This is a genomic window from Cycloclasticus pugetii PS-1 (assembly GCF_000384415.1).
GTDB classification, from domain to species: Bacteria; Pseudomonadota; Gammaproteobacteria; order Methylococcales; family Cycloclasticaceae; genus Cycloclasticus; species Cycloclasticus pugetii.
On sequence record NZ_ARVU01000001.1, the window covers coordinates 181885 to 200614 of the forward strand.

The following is an 18730-nucleotide window of genomic DNA, read 5'->3' on the forward strand; positions in this document are numbered from 1 at the left end:
AGCGCTTGTTTGGCTTAGCGAGGGATTTGTCGGCTAACAATAGCCAGCCAAGGTTGTTGTTCTTGTGGTTTCCCTTCGGGGCGATAGTAGTGCGTTAATATCTCGAACCCGGCTTGCTCCAAAAAAGCTTTACTGTCCTCTAGCTCTTGGTAATGCCCGTAACGCTGACCTTGCCAGCCTTCAGCGTTACCGCGTGGATTAGACGTAAATAAAATGCCATTTGGGCGTAAGCACTGATGCAACTTATTCAATACATTTAAAAGTTGTGAGCTTGGCACATGAAACATTGATGCATTGGCGAAAACTCCATCAAAATGTTCAAAGGGCAACGTCATCGTGGCAAAGGTTTGATTAAGTGTTGGGCAGCCGCTGTACTGTGTGGCCATTTTGCAAAAGGTTGGCGAGCCATCTAGGCCTATTGGAACGTGCCCTAAGGATTTAAAGTGTTTTAAATCTCTGCCGGGACCACAGCCAAAATCAAGGATATTAAGGGTTTTGTCTTTTGGAAGGGCGGCTAAGAAGGCCTTAATGTTTTGCGAAACATCATGATCTTTTGTGCCACTCCAAAAAGCGTCTGCATTATGTTCGTAATGCTTTATGGTTGTGGTTTCTTTAGCGCTGATGTCGTCCATTTGTTTATTCCAAAGTTTTTGCTGTCATTTGTCAGTCGAGGCAACTTAAATAACGAACGGGGCATTGGTTTATGAAAGGTTGTTATTTTTTGTCTGTTTCAATGAAACTGGTGTCGGGTCAGTATAAAATATTCACATGGATATTACACATATATTAGATGGGCTTAACGATGCTCAGCGAGATGCAGTGAGTGGCCCAGAAAAGGCCGCACTTATTTTAGCAGGGGCAGGCAGTGGTAAAACGCGTGTGCTGGTGCATCGAGTTGCCTGGCTGATGCAGGTTGAAGGTGTTTCGCCGTATAGTATTTTGGCGGTAACGTTTACTAATAAAGCGGCAGGTGAAATGCGTGAGCGTGTGCAATCGATGCTAAAAACACCGGTTGGTGGCATGTGGATTGGCACCTTTCATGGGATCGCCCATCGTTTATTAAGAATGCATGCTCAAGAACTGGGCTTACCCGATGCGTTTCAGGTGCTAGATTCAGATGATCAATTTCGGATGATTAAGCGTTTGCTTAAATCAATGAATGTGGATGATTCACGCTGGCCACCTCGCCAAGTCCAATGGTTTATCAATGCACAAAAAGACGAAGGTAAACGAGCGAAACATATTGCGCCGTCGAGTGATCATTTTGAGCAAAAAATGTTAGAGATTTATGCAGAATATGAACAAGTTTGTCAGCGCTCTGGGCTGGTCGATTTTGCTGAATTATTACTTAGAGCACATGAGCTATTACGTGATAACGATGCGGTAAGAGCGCATTATCAGCAGCGTTTTAAACATGTGTTAGTCGATGAGTTTCAAGATACCAATACCATTCAATATGCTTGGTTACGGCTACTCACAGAAGAATCTGAAAACTTATATGTAGTGGGTGATGACGATCAATCTATTTATGGTTGGCGTGGTGCAAAGATTGAGAATATTCATCGTTTTCAAAAAGATTATGCTGAACATAAGGTGGTGCGTTTAGAGCAAAATTACCGTTCCACCAGTACCATCCTAAAAGCAGCCAATGCCATTATTGTTAATAACGATGGGCGGATGGGTAAAGAGTTATGGACCGATGGTGAGGAAGGCGAGTTAATCTCTTTGTATTCGGGCTATAACGATCAGGATGAAGCGCGCTTTGTTGTTGATAGAATTAAAGACTGGGTGACGAATGGGCACAGTCGTGAAGAAGCCGCTATTTTATATCGCTCCAATGCTCAGTCGCGCTTATTTGAAGAGTATCTAATGGCTGCCGGTATTCCTTACCGTGTGTATGGTGGTTATCGTTTCTTCGAACGGTTAGAAATTAAAAATGCATTAGCCTATATGCAACTGGCGACCCATCACGATAATGATGCGGCATTTGAGCGCATTGTTAATACGCCAACACGTGGGCTAGGTACGCGTACGCTAGATATTATTCGTGAGCAAGCTCGTGGGAAAAGCATAAGCCTTTGGCAGGCAGCAAATGAGTTATGTGAGGAAGCGGCGTTAACTGGTCGAGCATTAAATGCATTGACGGGCTTTTTAGCCTTGATTCGTCAACTGGTTGTTGATATGGCATCGATGAGCTTACATGAAAAAGTTGAACAGGTAATTAGCCGTTCTGGTTTGATTGAACATCATAAAAAAGAAAAAGGCGAGAAGGGCGAAGCACGAGTAGAAAACTTAGAAGAGCTTAGCAATGCAGCGCGTCAATTTGCCTATGAGGCTGATGAAGCTGAAGAGTTGAGTGAGTTAGACTCATTCTTAGCCCATGCTGCTTTAGAGGCTGGTGAAGCTCAAGGTGATAAATTTGAAGACTGCGTTCAATTGATGACCCTGCATTCGGCAAAAGGCTTGGAGTTTCCACTGGTCTTTATGGTTGGTATGGAAGAAGGCTTGTTTCCTAGTCAGCGCTCGGTTGATGATGCAGCGAAACTAGAAGAAGAGCGACGGCTAGCCTATGTTGGTATTACACGAGCAAAGGAGAAGTTGTATTTGACCTCTGCAGAATCGCGTCGTTTACATGGGCAAGAAAGCTATCCGATGCCGTCTCGTTTCATTAGGGAAATTCCTGCAGAGTTAATGCAGGAGGTTCGTTTAGGCACTCGTGTAACACGCCCCGTAGTAAGCAATCAACAAGCTAGTTTTAGTGATGAATCAGCCGTTGGTTTTAAAATGGGCGAGCATGTCGTGCATGCAAAATTCGGCGAAGGTGTGGTGCTGAATATTGAAGGCAGTGGTGCGCAGGCGCGAGTGCAGGTTAATTTTTCTCCAGCGGGTAGTAAATGGCTAATGCTTGCCTATGCGAAATTAGATAAAGTTTAGCCTTAAAACGCCCCAGCTTATGTTCAATAAGCTGGGGGAATAGCTATTAATTTAAAATGGGTAGTGCACGTGGTTTGGTGCAACTGTGACCCAGCGTAATTCGGTAAACTCATCAATCACTGCGCGGCCATCGAAGCGTCCATAACCGGTTGCTTTAGTACCGCCGTACGGCGCTTGAGCTTCGCCATTAACAGTTGCGCTGTTAATGTGACAAATGCCCGATTCAATATGTTTTGCCATTTTCATCGCTCTTGGGAAGTCGCGGCTGAAGACAGAGGCCGATAAACCGTATTCCGTATCATTTGCAACAAACAGTGCTTGTTCATCGTCTTTAACGCGAATAATAGAAATAACCGGACCAAAAGACTCCTCGTGATAGGCACGCATGTCAGCAGTAACATTATCTAAAATAGTGGCAGGCATCGATGCGCCCTCTGCTGTTCCGCCAGACACAACGTTGGCGCCTTTGTCTACTGCATCTTTAACAATACTGTTTAAGCGCTCACCGGAGGACGAGTCAATCAGTGGGCCAACAATACACATTTCGTTGCCGGGTTCCGCTGGATTGCCCATGGTCAGTTGTGCGGTAGCGGCAGCAAATTTTTCTATAAATTCATCAGCCACTTTTTCATCTACGATGATACGGCCTGTTGTCATGCAAATTTGACCTTGATATAAGAAGCAACCAAACACAGCCGCTCTAACCGCTTCGTCAATATTGGCATCGTCTAGAATCACTAGCGGAGACTTTCCACCTAACTCAAGCAAACAGCGTTTTAAATGCTTTGCTGCTTGCTGGGCAATAATGCTGCCGACACGAGTAGAGCCTGTGAAGTTAATGCGGCGGATGGCTGGGTGTGCAATCAATGCTTCAGTGATTTGAGGTGCGTCTTCAGAAGCATGTGTGATAACGTTTAAAACACCTGCTGGTAAACCTGCCTCAAACAGCGCTTCGCAAACCAATAGATGCGTTTTTGGGCTGACTTCAGAAGCGCGAAAGACAACCGTATTACCAAATGCAATAGGGTAGGCAATGGCTCTAGCTGCTAACGCTACAGGGCCATTCCAAGGTGCCATACTTAACACAACACCAACGGGTTGGCGGAATGTCATAGACAGAGTGTCAGGCTTATCCGTTGGGATTGTTTCACCCTGTACTTGGGTTGTTAAGCCTGCGGCTTCACGGAATAAACCCGCTGCCATCATTACGTTAAAGCCAGACCATAAGGCGGATGCGCCCACTTCGGCAGCCATGGCTTGAATAATATCATTCGTTTTGCTTTCTAGGATGTCGGCTGCTTTGAGTAATAAAGCGCGACGCTCGGTTGGGCCAGTTTCTGACCAAGTTTTAAAAGCAATAGCAGCGGTTTCAGCTGCTTTGTTTGCATCGTCAATGGTTGCAGCAGCACCTTGAGAAACAACGTTGCCAGTGAGTGAATTTAGGCGTTCAAATGTTGCGCCATTTGAGGCGTCTACGGCCTCATTATTGATGATAAGTTGGGTTTTCATAGTGTTCCGTTGTTATTATATAAGCATTTAATTATGAATGTTTTTTTCAATGACTACAAATGAATTTCGAGAAAAAGATAATTAATCGATATTCATGTGGTTGTATGCTCGCAAAGGCATAGTGCTTATGCAAGAGCAATCTTAAGATTACGCTGACGAATACATGACATAACTAGGGTTTGCCCGTAAACCTAGAGCTAGACCGTTATTTTTGTGTGTTGAACGACGCGCCCAATGCTCAATAGATGGGATTTATGTGGAATATATGATTGAGATCAAGAAATACATGATTGTTAGCACTTTAAGGGTGTTTTTATTGAGAGAAAATTAGAGTTATTTGTCTACATTAGTGGGTATGGAATGAATATAGAAAAAGGAGTTAATGATGCTTACATATGAAGATTGTGTCGAATTGAGTGGTCTCACCAACGAAGAAATAGAGGCTATCGCAGAGCATGAACATGTGCCAAACATTGTAGCGTTAGAGCTAGGGCATTACTTGCTTGAAACTGAAGCTGGCGTTCCAGCAATTAAAGAGATTATCTTAGACGATATCCATGAGGCAGAAGCGTGCGGTAACCTTGTGCAAAGTGCTAAGCTCAAGTTAGTGCTTCAACACTTTGTTAGCCAGCACCCTTATCATGAAGTTGGGCAATAACCCGTTGGTTGGGCACTGGCATAAAAGGTCGTTTTGATACGTCAGATATGGCCTAAAAAGGCATAGGGTATTGTCTTCTAATGGTTTTAATTCCCTCGTTAACTTCATCAGATAGCGTTAGGTCAATAGACGCAATATTGCTTTTTAATTGCTGCATACTGGTAGCGCCAATTAAATTAGAGCTAACAAAAGGTTGCTGATTAACAAAGGCTAACGCCATTTGGCAAACATCAAGCTGATGTTTTTTAGCTAGCGCGATATAGGCTTCAATGGTGGCATCAGTTTGTGCGTTAGCACGATGTTCAACACGCGAATCAATAGCCAAACGGGTGCCTTCAGGCATAGCGCCGTTAAGGTATTTCCCGCTGATTAAACCACGAGTTAAAGGCGACCAAGCGAGTAAGCTGCAATCTTCATGTAGACTAATTTCACTAAGGTCTGGCTCAAAGTGCCTAGCCATTAATGAGTATTCATTTTGAATCGATACCATACGTGGCAACTGATGTTTTTCAGACAACTCTAGCCATTTAGAGGTGCCCCAAGCAGTTTCATTTGATAGACCCACATGGCGAATTTTGCCTGCCTTAATAAGCTCATCCATGGTTTCAAGAACTTCAATGAAGTTGTCTTCAACCGCTTGTTTGTCAAAGTTAGGAGCGTAGTCCCAAATTTGACCAAAGTGGTAAGAACCGCGGTTTGGCCAATGCAGTTGATAAAGGTCGATGTAGTCGGTTTGTAAACGTTTTAAACTGTCTTCAACGGCTAATAGAATATTTTTACGGTCAATAAAGTTGTTGCCCTCACGTACCCACTCCATACCGGGCCCGGCAATTTTTGACGCAAGGATCACCTTGTCGCGATTTTTACGTGAGGCAAACCAGTTACCAATAATAGTTTCAGTTTTGCCGTAGGTGTCAGGTGTTGGTGGAACAGCATACATTTCAGCGGTATCAAAAAAATTGATGCCCTGAGTGAGAGCATAATCCATTTGCTCAAACCCTTCTTCTTGCGTGTTTTGACGGCCCCACGTCATGGTGCCAAGGCCAATTAAACTAACGTTAAGATCGGTTCTACCCAGTTGTCTGTATTGCATAGTGAGGTCCTGTTTTTTTAATGTCTATTCATCTTATCGACCCAAGCCATGCCAATGGCTGATAGGACGAAAGTAATATGCAGAATAACGTACCACATCAGTTTATCGTTGGCGATATGCTCGGCATTCATAAACTTTTGAAGTAAATGGATTGAAGAAATTGCGACGATTGAGGCGGCTACCTTTTGTTTCAACGAGCCAGAATCTAATTTGCCAAGCCAAGACAGCTTTTCGGCACCTTCTTCAATATCAATTCGCGAAACAAAGTTTTCGTAACCACTGAGCATCACCATAATAATTAGCCCACCCACCAAAGACATATCAACTAGCGAAAGAATCACCAGCACCATGTCCGATTCTGTAGTGGATAAAATAATGGGGAAAAAGTGAAAAGCTTCTTGAAAAAATTTGATAGATAATAAAATCAGAGCAAGGCTTAAACCAAGGTAGATAGGGGCGAGTAGCCACCTTGAGGCATAAAGTATTTTTTCTAGGCGTTGTTCAATACGCTGCATAAGATTGAATTGGGATCAGTGATAAAAAAGTTAGTATACATGGATTAAGTCTAGTTTTTAACACTTCTCTCTATGGTGTATTGTCGGTAATATAGATAGCTAGTGGGTTCAATTTTAGGGGGTTAAAAGCGCCATTATTTTGTGTGTTTTTTAGCGAGCAAGGCCTCATTACACTAAAATATCGTACACTGGGCAGATTTGGTGTTTATATTCAAGAAAACGCTTGTTAAATGATAGATGGCAAAACAGGGTGCTATTGTTATTAAGATGAATATCTTGGCAGTTAATCAATAAAAAGCAGTCGCAAGCTGCATTAAAGAGTCAATGGAGAACATATAAATGAAACGTCGTGATGTACTGAAATCATTTGGCAGCGGTATGGTTGCAGCCACGTCACTCGCTGTGGGTGGAAAGGCCTTAGCTGCCAAGCCAGAATTTAAATGGAAAATGGTAACAACATGGCCCAAAAACTTTCCCGTATTAGGCACAAATGCTAATTATTTAGCAAAAACCATAGAGGAAATGTCTGGGGGGCGTATTCGTATCAAAGTATATGGTGCCAACGAACTGGTCCCTGCTTTTGAAGCCTTTGACGCAGTGTCTCGTGGCACTGTAGAAATGGGTCACGGTGCGCCGTATTATTGGAAAGGCAAGAGTGAAACGGCGCAATTCTTTTCCGCCATCCCTTTTGGAATGACAGCACAGGAAGTTAACGGTTGGTTGTATTACGGTGGCGGCCTTGCGTTATGGGAGGAACTGTACGACCGATTTAACCTAGTGCCTATGGCAACGGGTAATACAGGTGTTCAAATGGCCGGCTGGTTTCGTAAAGATATTAACTCTGTGGATGACTTGCAAGGTTTAAAAATGCGTATTCCTGGTCTAGGTGGCGAAGTGTTAAGCCGTGCAGGTGGAACGCCCGTCAGTATGCCAGGCGGTGAAATCTTTACCTCACTGCAATCAGGTGCTATTGATGCAACCGAATGGATTGGGCCTTATAACGACTTGGCCTTTGGTTTGTATAAAGCAGCAAAAAACTATTATTACCCTGGTTGGCATGAGCCTGGCTCAACGCTAGAAACATTTGTTAATAAACAGACCTTTGAGTCGTTACCGAAAGATTTGCAAGCCATTGTAAAACACGCATGTAAAGACGCTAGTATGGACATGATTTCAGAATTTAGCGCAAAAAATAATGCAGCATTAGACACCTTAGTAAATAAGCATCAAGTCAGTGTTAAAGCCCTACCGGATGATGTGCTGAAAAAACTTCACTGGCTATCCAATGAAGTGGTACAGGACATTGTAGATAGAGATGCGTTCTCACAAAAAGTTTATGCCTCGTATAGTAGCTTTCAGCAGCAAGCGATTAAATGGTCGGATGTGTCAGAGTATGCATACATGCGGGCTAGGGGGTTAGGAGCTTAACGTTTCATACATCAACTGAGCTGAAAGAATGAAACTAATTTTAAAAACTTGCGCCGCATTTTTTAATGCACTGTTTGAGTAATGTTTTAACGAAAAAGGCTAATGATTATGAATGATTCGTCTGAAAATAAAGAGTCTGATAAACGAGCAGGGGAGATAAATGCTGATAGGGCTTATCGAGAGTTGCATTTGACGCTTGGTAAAGAAACCATTCAGCAGGTGGTTAGCAGTTTTTATGACCTTATCAAAGTGCATCCAACGCTTGGTGGTTACTTTTCTGAGGTGAAAGATTGGGACGAGCTTAAACAACGAATAGGTCATTTTTGGTGGATTGATTTAGGCGGTAAGCGTTATCGTGAAGATATTTATAACCCCCATGCCGTACACCGCTATTTAAAAATTCCACCAAGCCTGGTTGATGATTGGGTGGCGTTATTCTCGCGTAATTTATATGAGCACTTGCCAAAGAAGTACGCAGACATTTGGCTTGTCCGTGCTACTAAAATGGCAGAGTGGATTCGTACTGATTTGCAGCAACATCAAGAGTCTTAGTGCTCGTTTAGGGCGTTAACCTCCTTAGCGATATAACCAGTTTTTAAGCAAGCGTGTGACTGCTGGCATAACAAGGTAAGTCATCAGTAAGACTTGTCCCACCACCATAATGGCAAGTTTTAGTATAGGCGTTAAGGTTGACAACCAAGGCGCAAATACTTGGTTAATGGTTACTAATAAAGAAAATACCACGACCATTAGCACTAGGGCCATTTTGTGCCGGTTAGGTGCGGCGCTACTGGGCACTTCTGGCAAGGTAAACCAAAATTCTAACCCAGAAACTTTCTTTATTTTTGTACTGCCTTCAATAAGCCCTTTTTCATCAAGTTCATCTAAAAAGCGCTGCCTTTGTTCAGACTCTTCCCATTTTTTTTGGTGTGCATAGGAATTAAAACCAACAATAAGCACATAATCACCGCCTGTTTGTGCAGATGGCTTTAGGATGTGCACACCTTGGTGCCCGGGAAATTTAGTGGCCACCTCAGAAAGCCGGTGTAGCCAGTCTTCATACTGTTGTTCTGCGCCTTTTTTTACCTTGCGTGCAATTGAAACGGTAACGGCGGTATTGTCTGTGTCAGCCATTATTAACTAGTACGTTGCCAAATACTCAGCTGACTAAAGCTGTGCTGAAATTTTCGACTGGTATCGCGAATAACAAAGGGCACATCGGTGGGGTCGTTAACTAATTTAAAATGCTCACCTAAGTGATCTTTTAAGCCTTCTAAGGTGGAATATGGCTCGCCATCCTTACGAATGCCGCCTAACCAGTTTTCTTTAGGCGTGAACTCTTCCAGCCATGTGTATGGTGAAGCAATGGCCAATAGGCCGCCGACGTTAATTCTGTGGCGAATATCATTTAGGAAAACGGCGGGTGTGCGTAAACGGTCAATAAGGTTAATGGCCAGTACTAAGTCATAATTGGTAAATTGTGGTTTTAGGTTGGTAGCATCACCTTGAAAAAACTCAATATTGTCGCGATTGTTGCTAAGGCCAATGTGCTCTAAAGTTTGTTCATGATAGGAGACTATTTCACCTTCTTCGATTAGCTCATAATGAATTTTGCCTTTTTGCTGCATTTGATGAGCAATGCGGATAAAGCGCGCAGAAAAGTCGATGCCAGTGACCGCATCAAAATGTTGTGCCAGTTCAAAAGAAGCCCTGCCAACGGCGCAACCTAAATCAAGTGCGCGAGTGGTGGGTTTATCTTGCAGTTGTTCCAAACATAATTGAACACAATGAGCAGAAAGGTCTTTTACATCAAAGTAAGTCGGGCCGTAATGAAAGTGGCAATACTGAGAGACAGCGGTATCGGTTTCGTACATAGCAGATGGTTTTTCCATAGGTTGTGTTGATTCTACATAGCGGAATCCCGCATGTTGATAAAAGTGGCGCCTAAAGGCATAGCGTGCGTGTTTGGTGGCCTCGTTGCCGGTTGAAATCCAACAGCCGCCTTTAATTAAATTATGTTGTGTGTCAAAGGTGGGGGTGGAAAAATCGTCATATAACGGGTGAACTTCAAAGCCATCAAAGCCACTGATGGGTGTTTCTGTCCATTGCCATGCGTTGCCGATTAAGTCGTGAAATTCGCCAAAGGCAAAGTGATCAACTGGGCAGGCAGATGCCCAATGTTCCAGATTAATGTTGCCGGGTGCTTGTTCCCACTCTGGTTGGTCAGGAATATTGTGAAGCTGGTGTAAGTGTTGCCATTGCTCCTCGGTGGGTAGGCGAATAGGTTTTCCTTTCTTTTCGCTAAGCCAGTTACAAAACGCTTTTGCTTCTAAGTAATTGACCTCTGCTGGCCAGTTCCAAGGCATTTCTTGCTCTTCTAATAAGGTGCGAAGAAGGTAGCGATCATCTTTTTGTATCCAAAAAAGCGGGTGTTCGGGTTTTTTATATTGCACCCAGTTCCAGCCTTCTTCGGTCCAAAATCTTTTTTGGTGATAGCCGTTGTCTTTTATGAAGCTGAGAAACTCAGCATTAGAAACAAGGTACTTACTGGCGGAAAACTCCTCAATATCGACAACTTTTTCACCGTATTCGTTATCCCAGCCATAGGTTTTGTGGTTTTTATCTTTACCAAGTTTAATGCGCCCACTTTCAACATTAAGCAGTTCATTACTAGGGGCTTCTCCTACATGAGGGCAAACATTCCAAGTGCTATGTTGCTGCAAATGTTCAAGCGGCATTTGGCGAATAATAGCGGAAGAGGTTTCAATATGGATACGTTGGTGCTCAATGCCCATAAGAATAGGCCAAAACGGGCTTTCCCAAGTAATCGGAAGCTCGAGCGGTAGGGTGCTTATAAGTGAATCAATCAGTGTTAAGACGGTTTGTCGGTACGTCTGTACCTCGCTAATGATAGGCCAATCGTAATTGGCCTCATTCAAGTCATCCCACGACATTTCATCCACACCGACGGCGAAGATTGATTCAAAGCGCGGGTTAACACGCCGTTGGATCAGCGAGGCAAGGCTGAGTTTATTGATGAAAAAAGTAGCAGTATGGCCGTAATAAAAAACAAGGGGGTGACGGAGAGATTCAGGCCTTAAATAAAAAGCCTCATCATGTTTTAGTGTGCTGTATAACTGTTCTTCTAGCTGAAATGTTTTGTGTAGGTAGTCGCGAATTTCTTCTCTTTTTTGTTCAACGGACCCTGTGTTCAGCAAAACTGTTTTAGTTATTTTTACGTCATGATTAATTTCTTCTGCTACGGATGACATGTTTCCCCTCGTTGGTTACATTCCTTTTAGTCTATTACTGGCTTTGAAAAAAGCAAAGGTATTACACATAAGATTTGTTAATAGGTGATTAAAGTCAATTATTGTAAATGATGCTGGGGAGCCAGGTCGTTAGCGCTGGCCAAACAGCCAATAAGGCTAATAGGACTAGTTGTATTAATATAAATGGTAGAACGCCTCGGTATATTTGACTGGTTTTAATAGCCGCCGGTGCAACACCGCGTAAGTAAAATAATGCAAATCCAAAAGGTGGTGTAAGGAACGAAGTTTGTAGGTTTAACGCAATCATAATGCCCAGCCAAACTGGGTTGATATCCATTGCTAATAAAATAGGCGCAACAATGGGTACGACAACAAAGGTTATTTCAATAAAATCTAACACGAAGCCTAAAAAAAACATAACCAGCATGACCACCAGCATAGCGCCGAATACCCCACCTGGTAAGTCAGACAGTAATTCTTCTATCAGTTCATCTCCGCCAAAACCTCTAAAAACTAACGAAAATAGCGAAGCGCCAATCAATATAAAAAACACCATACTGGTAACCTGAGTGGTGTCCTGTGTTACAGCTTTTAATTGGGCAAGGCTAAGTTGTTTTTTTAAATAAGCGAGAAAAGTTGCGCCTACCGCGCCAACAGAAGCGGCCTCGGTTGGTGTTGCGATGCCGGCAATAATAGAACCCAAGACGGCGATAATTAAAACCAAGGGCGGCATTAGGCCGGTTATTAAGCCTAAATAAAGTGATTTATCGACCTGTTGGCGGGGTAAAGCCGGGCAGCTGGATGGTTTAAAAAAAGCCAGGCCAGCTAAGTATATTAAATACAAAGCCACTAATAAAATACCTGGAATTAGGGCGCCAGCAAACAGGTCACCAACGGAAACAGTGTCTGGCGAAAAAATGCCCATATCGAGTTGAGCTTGCTGATAGGCAGATGAAATAACATCGCCAAGTAGCACTAATACAATGGAAGGGGGGATAATTTGACCCAGTGTGCCAGAGGCACAAATGGTGCCGCAAGCCAGCGCCGGGTCATATTGACGTTTTAGCATGGTCGGTAAAGACAATAACCCCATGGTTACAACGGTGGCCCCGACAATACCGGTGCTTGCAGCCATTAACATACCAACTAATACAACCGAGAAACCTAAACCGCCCGGTAGGGTGCCAAATAGCTTAGACATGTTTTCAAGCAGGCTTTCGGCAATTTTAGCCTTTTCTAGCATCACGCCCATAAATACAAATAAGGGAACGGCAATTAATGTGTCGTTTTCTATAATGCCAAATAATCGATTCGGTAAGGCGGCTAAAAAAGCAGTGTCAAAGGTGCCAAAGTAATCACCGGCAAAGGCAAAAATTAAAGCGGTTCCTGCCAAACTAATGGCAACGGGGTAGCCCATTAGTAAAACAAGAAAGACAACGGCAAACATCCATAAGGCAATACTACCGTCCATGATTAGCCTCGCGTAAGGTGCAAATTGATTTCATGATTTCCGATAAGCCTTGCAAGAACAATAAAAAAGCCATCAGTGGAATTAACGATTTAAGTAAGAAGACACCGTCTAGTCCACCTGCTTCTCTAGAGCCTTCAAAGTAAGCCCACGAAGTAGATACGTAGTCCCAGCTGGCATGTGCGATAAAGATACTTACGGGGAGCAATAAAAACACTGAGCCTAGCAAATTGACGATAGCGCGACCTTTCGGCCCTAGGCGTTGATAGAAAATATCTACACGTACATGACCATTTATTTTAAGTGTATGTGCAATGGCCAACATAAATACTAAGCCATGTAGGTAGGTTATGGACTCTTGTGCGGCGATCGAGCCGATGTTGAAGCCGTAACGTAAGGTTACAATGCCAAACATAACGACAACCATCAAAGCAACGAACCAAGAAACGGTATTAAAAATAACCCTGTTAATAGAGTCTATAAGACAGATCAGCGTATTGAACATGTGGTTTGAGTTTCATAACGAAGAGGCTATATTACAATGTGTTGTCAACTGAATACAGGCTTATGCGTTAAATTAGGTTGGACAATAAAGGATGAGGGTTTAGCGAGGCTTTTGCAGAAGACGGCCAAGCTGGATAAGTTTCTAGCGGGCTTAAAAAAGAAAAAATATGGTCATGTAGAGTTTGCAAAGAAACAAATGAGGGGTGTTAGGCCTTGTTCAAAAAATAAGGCTGCTTGTTTACTTAGCGCAAGGTCGGATTAATAATTATTCTAAACAGTAGTTGTTAGGAAGCTCCCGGCGGGCTAATAAAATTTGTTTCATGGCATCAGGGTCCTTTAGGTGAGTCATTTCGCCTTCTTTTGGAAAGTGCACGTCTCTTAAGCGCGATAACCAAAATCTAAAAGCAGCTGCACGTATTACAATAGGCCAGTGTCTAACTTCGTCTTCTGTCAGCGGTCTAATAGCTTGGTAAGCAGACATAAAGGCTTTAAAGCGAGTGTTGTCTAAGGAGCCATTAGTGTTGATGCACCAGTCATTTACAGCAACGGCTATATCGTAAGTAAAATAGTCATTACAGGCATAATAAAAGTCAATAATGCCGGATAGCTGGTCGCCAGAAAATAAGGCGTTGTCTCTAAACAAATCGGCATGGATAACGCTTTTAGGTAGACCTAATGTGTCATAGGGGGCCTGAAAAGCCAATTCGCTGTTGATAAGTTCAGCGGAATCTTGGTCAACTAATGGTAACAGTAATTCTGCCGCTTGTTGTCGCCAGTGAGCGCCTCGACTATTGTCGCGATAAATGTCTAGTTCTAAGCTGGCTAAGTGTAAATTTGCCATTGCCTGACCAATAACGGCGCATTGGGTCGAATTGGGGCTGTCAACATCAGTGCCGGCTAACTTTTCTACCATGGCTGCCGGTTTACCATTTAAGGTAGATAGGTAATTGCCTGCTTTATTGAGGATCGGTTGTGCACTAGGGACATCCTTGGCTGAGACAAAAGCCATGATCGTTAAAAAGTAGGGTAACTCTTCTGCTTTTAATTCCTCAAACAGCGTTAATACATATTGGCCGCGGGTGGTTGTTACAAAATAGTTGGTGTTTTCAATACCGGAACTAATACCTTGAAAGCTAACAAGGTGGCCCAAATCGTAATGCGTTAAATGAGCGACCAGCTGGGCGCGCTCAACGACCGTATAGACAGACATAACTTAGAAAACCGCTTTGGAACTACCAGCTAAACAGTAACCATTGGGGAATGTTCATGCCTTTTTCTAAGTCTGAACGGCGCGTTTCCAAATTGCCATCACCGTCGGTATCCACCATATAATAAGCCGGTGCGTTTTTAGGTGAAATTTTCACCATGTAAACATTGCCGTTAACACTGTACTCAGTAATCGTTTCTTTCTCTTTACGGGTGATTGTAATGTCAGGTGACATATTCTCACCGCTGACAATTTGTGAAGGCAGTTCGGGCGGCTCAGGGACAACAGTCGGTCTTGCATCTTCTGCCGTAGCGTTTGATAAATACATCAGTAGTAGGGCTAGAATAATGGGTAAGCAGCGGCGCATGATTTTCCTTTGGAATAAAGTGTTTCTCCAATTATGACACTAACTGGTGAGTTTTTACAATTTGGCTTTGTTTTAGCGGTTTTAAAGCTCTAGCAGTATTTCTTCTTCTTCGGCAGAAGGCGCAAATCCACGCTGCTCGTAGAAGTCAAAAATAGCTGTTAGCACCTCATCGGGTGTTTCACAAAGCTGAAATAGATCGAGGTCTTCTTTTTTAAGGGTTCCTGTTGCCACTAAGGTGTTTGAAAACCAATCAATTAGGCCGTTCCAGAATTCTTTATTAACGAGAATAATGGGTATCTTTCGAGTCTTGCCTGTTTGAACCAAGGTTAAAATTTCAGCCAGTTCGTCTAAGGTGCCGTAGCCACCCGGTAAGACAACGTAAGCGGTGGCGTATTTGACAAACATGACTTTACGGGCAAAAAAATGTCTGAAATTTAAGCTGACGTCTTGGTAAGGGTTGGACTGTTGTTCATGTGGTAACAGAATATTAAGCCCTATGCTTGAAGACGGCCCTTTAAAGGCGCCTTTATTGGCAGCTTCCATAATGCCAGGGCCGCCACCGCTAATAACAGAAAAGCCGGCGTTGGATAAGGCAAGGGAAATGGCTTCGGCGCGTTGGTAATCAGGGTGATCTTCATTGAGCCGTGCAGAACCGTAGACACTGACGGCAGGCTTAATGTGTGAGAGCTGTTCAAAACCATCGACGAATTCGGCAATAATTTGAAAAATTTTCCATGCTTCGCGTTTTTGATCGCTCATCTGCTGCTCCTGTTTTTTATAACATGGTAATCGGTTTGCGCAGTATAAGGCTAAATTAAAGGATCGATGTTGCTTGAGTGAAACTTATGTTCTTTGCTTGATACCCTTGGGTATAATCTTGCGTATATAAATATTGGATAGGTTCATGGCTGAAAAAACATTGGTATTGGTAGATGGCTCTTCTTACTTATTTCGTGCCTATCATGCACTGCCATTATTAACAAACTCAAAAGGTGAATACACCAACGCCATTTTAGGCGTAACAAACATGCTTAAAAAACTGGTTGAGACGTACCCAGAGGCATATTTTGGAGTCATATTTGATGCCCCAGGAAAAACGTTTCGTAATGATATGTATCCTGAGTATAAAGCCAACAGGGCGTCAATGCCTGACGAGTTGCGAGAGCAAATTAAGCCATTACATCAGTTAATAAAAGCAATGGGGCTACCTTTAGTTATGGAGCCAGGTGTTGAGGCGGATGATGTGATCGGTACATTGGCTAAGCAGGCCGAAGAGGAAGATCTTAATGTTGTTATTTCAACAGGCGATAAAGACATTGCGCAGCTGGTCACCAATAAAACGTCATTAATTAACACAATGAATAACCAATGGCTGGACGAAGAAGGCGTGAAGGAAAAGTTTGGTGTGCCGCCTGACATGATTATTGATTATTTAGCCTTGATGGGCGATACCTCCGACAATATTCCGGGTGTGCCTAAAGTGGGACCAAAAACGGCTACAAAGTGGCTCAATGCATACGGTTCACTGGATGAAATTATCGCAAGGGCTGATGAAGTAAAAGGCAAAGTAGGTGAGAGTTTGCGTGATCACCTTGATGCGATTCCGTTATCAAAAGAGCTCGTAACGATTAAATGTGATGTACCGTTAGATAAGGCTCCGGCGGATTTAATAAGAACGCAGCCGGATACAGAAACCTTAAAGGAGATGGTAAGCCATTATGAGTTTAATTCATGGTTAAAACAGTTGGGTGGAACAAAGGCGTCGACGGTTGCCAGCGAACAGGTGGATGAGAAACCGTTACCGGCAAAAACTGAATTAACCGTAGAAACGATTCTAGATGAAGCAACATTTAACCAATGGTTGGCAAAGCTGACAGAGGCAGAGTTGTTTGCCTTTGATACCGAAACAACACATTTAGACTATACGAAAGCGTTGGTCGTGGGTGTTTCATTTGCTATTGAAGCAGGTCATGCGGCCTATGTTCCGTTGGCTCATAGCTATCCCGGTGCGCCACAACAACTATCTAGGCAATGGGTGCTGGATCAATTAAAACCCTTGTTGGAGTCAGAAAGTGCTCGTAAGGTCGGTCAAAATCTTAAATATGATGCGAACGTGCTTGCTAATCACGGTATTAGCTTGGCGGGAATTTGTCACGATACTATGCTTCAGTCTTACGTTTTAAATAGCACTGCGTCGCGGCACAATATGGATGCCTTGGCTGAAAAATACTTGGGGCAAGAAACTATTCATTACGAAGATGTGGCGGGTAAAGGCGCAAAACAAATATGTTTTGATCAAGTGTCTATTGAGCTGGCAGCACCTTACGCAGCGGAAGATGCTGATATTACGTTACGTTTGCATCAGCATATTTTTCCTCAGTTAAAGCAAATAGACAGTTTGGCAACGGTCTATGAAACGATAGAAATGCCACTGGTGCCTGTGTTAGCCAGAATGGAGCAAACAGGGGTGTTGGTTGATGAGCAAATGTTAAGCCAGCAAAGTGGCGAATTAACAGCCAGCATTAAAGCCTTGGAAACGCAGGCCCATGAGGCTGCGGGCCAACCATTTAATCTGGGGTCGCCAAAGCAAATTCAAGAGATTCTGTACGATAAATTAGGCTTGCCAGTCTTAAAGAAAACACCCAAGGGTCAACCTTCGACGGCGGAGAGCGTTTTGCAAGATTTAGCCGTTGACTTTCCCTTGCCGCGCTTGATTCTTGAGCACCGTAGTTTGAGTAAGTTACGCTCAACCTATACCGATAAATTACCAAAACAAATTAACCCAGTAACTGGGCGTGTGCATACTTCCTATCACCAAGCGGTTGCGGCAACGGGACGATTATCTTCATCTGATCCGAATTTACAGAATATTCCGGTACGCAGTGAAGAAGGTCGAAGGATTCGCCAAGCATTTATTGCAGAGGAAGGCTTTACTGTCATGGCAGCTGATTATTCACAAATTGAGTTGCGGATTATGGCGCATTTATCGCAAGACACGGGGCTTTTGCAAGCCTTTAAAGAGGGTTTAGATGTGCATAAGGCAACAGCAGCAGAAGTGTTTGGTGTGCCCGTTGATCAAGTTGAGACTCATCAGCGCCGTTCGGCTAAGGCGATTAATTTCGGCTTAATTTATGGCATGTCTGCGTTTGGTTTAGCGAAACAGTTAGATATTGATCGCGGCGCTGCTCAAGGCTATATCAATTTGTATTTTGAAAGGTATCCAGGCGTAAAACAATATATGGACGAAACACGTGAGCTGGCGCGTGAGCAAGGGTATATTGAAACGTTATTCGGTCGACGTTTATACCTGCCTGATATTCTGGCTAAGAATGGACAACGTAGGCAGTATGCTGAAAGAACAGCTATTAATGCGCCCATGCAAGGAACAGCGGCAGATATTATTAAGTTAGCCATGTTATCGGTGGATAATTGGTTGCAAGTTGATAAACCTGCTGTGCGAATGGTGATGCAGGTGCATGATGAATTAGTGTTTGAAGTCGAAAACAGTTATTTAGATCAGGCCGCGAGCATTATTCAACAAAAAATGAGTGGGGCAGCATCTTTGGATGTGCCATTAGTCGTGGATGTTGGTATGGGTAAGAACTGGGATGAAGCGCATTGATCGGTGATATGTTTGCTGTAACTGAACAGAGCTTTGAAGGATAGGCGCGTGTTGAAAAAATACTTAATGTTGAACTTTTTTTAAAACGCGCAGTCTATTCAGTTGTATCTGTAAAGATATACTTGCTCATAAACTTCCCCTCCCCTTGAGCAA

The 18730-nt window shown here is 43.3% G+C and carries 16 protein-coding genes; 5 read left to right on the top strand and 11 right to left on the bottom strand.

The genetic code is table 11. The annotated features are described in order from the left end of the window. Positions 1–14 precede the first annotated feature (14 nt). Positions 15–632, bottom strand: coding sequence for a class I SAM-dependent methyltransferase (locus tag CYCPU_RS0100915; RefSeq protein WP_016390379.1), 618 nt, complete (start codon positions 630–632; stop codon positions 15–17). A gap of 136 nt (positions 633–768) precedes the next feature. Here CYCPU_RS0100915 and uvrD point away from each other — a divergent pair, with 136 nt between their 5' ends. Further along, positions 769–2934 carry a DNA helicase II gene (uvrD, locus tag CYCPU_RS0100920; RefSeq protein ID WP_020161683.1) on the top strand — a complete coding sequence of 722 codons (2166 nt, stop codon included), beginning with the start codon at positions 769–771 and terminating at the stop codon, positions 2932–2934. 51 nt (positions 2935–2985) lie between these two features. On the opposite strand, the gene CYCPU_RS0100925 is transcribed toward uvrD, so the two are convergent. Then, the gene (locus CYCPU_RS0100925; RefSeq protein ID WP_015004997.1) at positions 2986–4443 is read right to left on the bottom strand and encodes an aldehyde dehydrogenase; all 1458 of its coding nucleotides are present in this window, start codon (positions 4441–4443) and stop codon (positions 2986–2988) included. A 382-nt stretch (positions 4444–4825) separates the two neighbouring features. Between CYCPU_RS0100925 and CYCPU_RS0100930 the strand changes: the two genes are divergently transcribed. Continuing rightward, positions 4826–5101: a hypothetical protein gene (locus tag CYCPU_RS0100930; RefSeq protein ID WP_232228507.1), complete on the top strand. Its 276-nt coding sequence runs from the start codon at positions 4826–4828 to the stop codon at positions 5099–5101. A gap of 52 nt (positions 5102–5153) precedes the next feature. Here the strand turns inward: CYCPU_RS0100930 and CYCPU_RS0100935 are convergent, their stop codons facing one another. Both CYCPU_RS0100935 and CYCPU_RS0100940 read right to left on the bottom strand, forming a co-directional pair. Next, positions 5154–6194 (bottom strand): aldo/keto reductase, encoded by a 1041-nt coding sequence (locus CYCPU_RS0100935; protein WP_020161684.1) that lies wholly within the window; start codon positions 6192–6194, stop codon positions 5154–5156. A gap of 17 nt (positions 6195–6211) precedes the next feature. Further along, positions 6212–6709 carry a TIGR00645 family protein gene (locus CYCPU_RS0100940; RefSeq protein ID WP_015005000.1) on the bottom strand — a complete coding sequence of 166 codons (498 nt, stop codon included), beginning with the start codon at positions 6707–6709 and terminating at the stop codon, positions 6212–6214. 339 nt (positions 6710–7048) lie between these two features. Here CYCPU_RS0100940 and CYCPU_RS0100945 point away from each other — a divergent pair, with 339 nt between their 5' ends. Both CYCPU_RS0100945 and CYCPU_RS0100950 read left to right on the top strand, forming a co-directional pair. Next, positions 7049–8137, top strand: a complete 1089-nt coding sequence (locus CYCPU_RS0100945; protein WP_020161685.1) for a TRAP transporter substrate-binding protein — start codon at positions 7049–7051, stop codon at positions 8135–8137. 108 nt (positions 8138–8245) lie between these two features. Further along, positions 8246–8689, top strand: coding sequence for a group III truncated hemoglobin (locus CYCPU_RS0100950; protein WP_015005002.1), 444 nt, complete (start codon positions 8246–8248; stop codon positions 8687–8689). A 24-nt stretch (positions 8690–8713) separates the two neighbouring features. Here CYCPU_RS0100950 and CYCPU_RS0100955 read toward each other — a convergent pair whose 3' ends face one another. The 7 genes from CYCPU_RS0100955 to CYCPU_RS0100990 form a co-directional block, all read right to left on the bottom strand. Further along, positions 8714–9271, bottom strand: coding sequence for an antibiotic biosynthesis monooxygenase (locus tag CYCPU_RS0100955; RefSeq protein WP_016390386.1), 558 nt, complete (start codon positions 9269–9271; stop codon positions 8714–8716). Positions 9272–9273: 2 nt separating this feature from the next. Beyond that, positions 9274–11409 carry a 5-histidylcysteine sulfoxide synthase gene (gene ovoA, locus CYCPU_RS0100960; RefSeq protein ID WP_016390387.1) on the bottom strand — a complete coding sequence of 712 codons (2136 nt, stop codon included), beginning with the start codon at positions 11407–11409 and terminating at the stop codon, positions 9274–9276. A gap of 94 nt (positions 11410–11503) precedes the next feature. Then, positions 11504–12880, bottom strand: a complete 1377-nt coding sequence (locus CYCPU_RS0100965) for a TRAP transporter large permease (protein WP_020161686.1) — start codon at positions 12878–12880, stop codon at positions 11504–11506. Then, positions 12870–13292, bottom strand: a complete 423-nt coding sequence (locus CYCPU_RS0100970; protein WP_015005006.1) for a TRAP transporter small permease subunit — start codon at positions 13290–13292, stop codon at positions 12870–12872. Before CYCPU_RS0100970 ends, CYCPU_RS0100965 begins: the two co-directional genes overlap by 11 nt. A gap of 354 nt (positions 13293–13646) precedes the next feature. Beyond that, positions 13647–14591: a homoserine kinase gene (locus tag CYCPU_RS0100980; RefSeq protein WP_015005008.1), complete on the bottom strand. Its 945-nt coding sequence runs from the start codon at positions 14589–14591 to the stop codon at positions 13647–13649. A gap of 22 nt (positions 14592–14613) precedes the next feature. After that, positions 14614–14955, bottom strand: a complete 342-nt coding sequence (locus tag CYCPU_RS0100985) for a DUF2782 domain-containing protein (RefSeq protein WP_015005009.1) — start codon at positions 14953–14955, stop codon at positions 14614–14616. An 81-nt stretch (positions 14956–15036) separates the two neighbouring features. Beyond that, positions 15037–15714, bottom strand: a complete 678-nt coding sequence (locus CYCPU_RS0100990; RefSeq protein ID WP_015005010.1) for an LOG family protein — start codon at positions 15712–15714, stop codon at positions 15037–15039. Positions 15715–15859: 145 nt separating this feature from the next. On the opposite strand from CYCPU_RS0100990, the gene polA reads away from it, so the two are divergent. Further along, positions 15860–18577 (top strand): DNA polymerase I, encoded by a 2718-nt coding sequence (gene polA / locus CYCPU_RS11635; RefSeq protein ID WP_020161689.1) that lies wholly within the window; start codon positions 15860–15862, stop codon positions 18575–18577. The last annotated feature ends 153 nt before the right edge of the window (positions 18578–18730 follow it).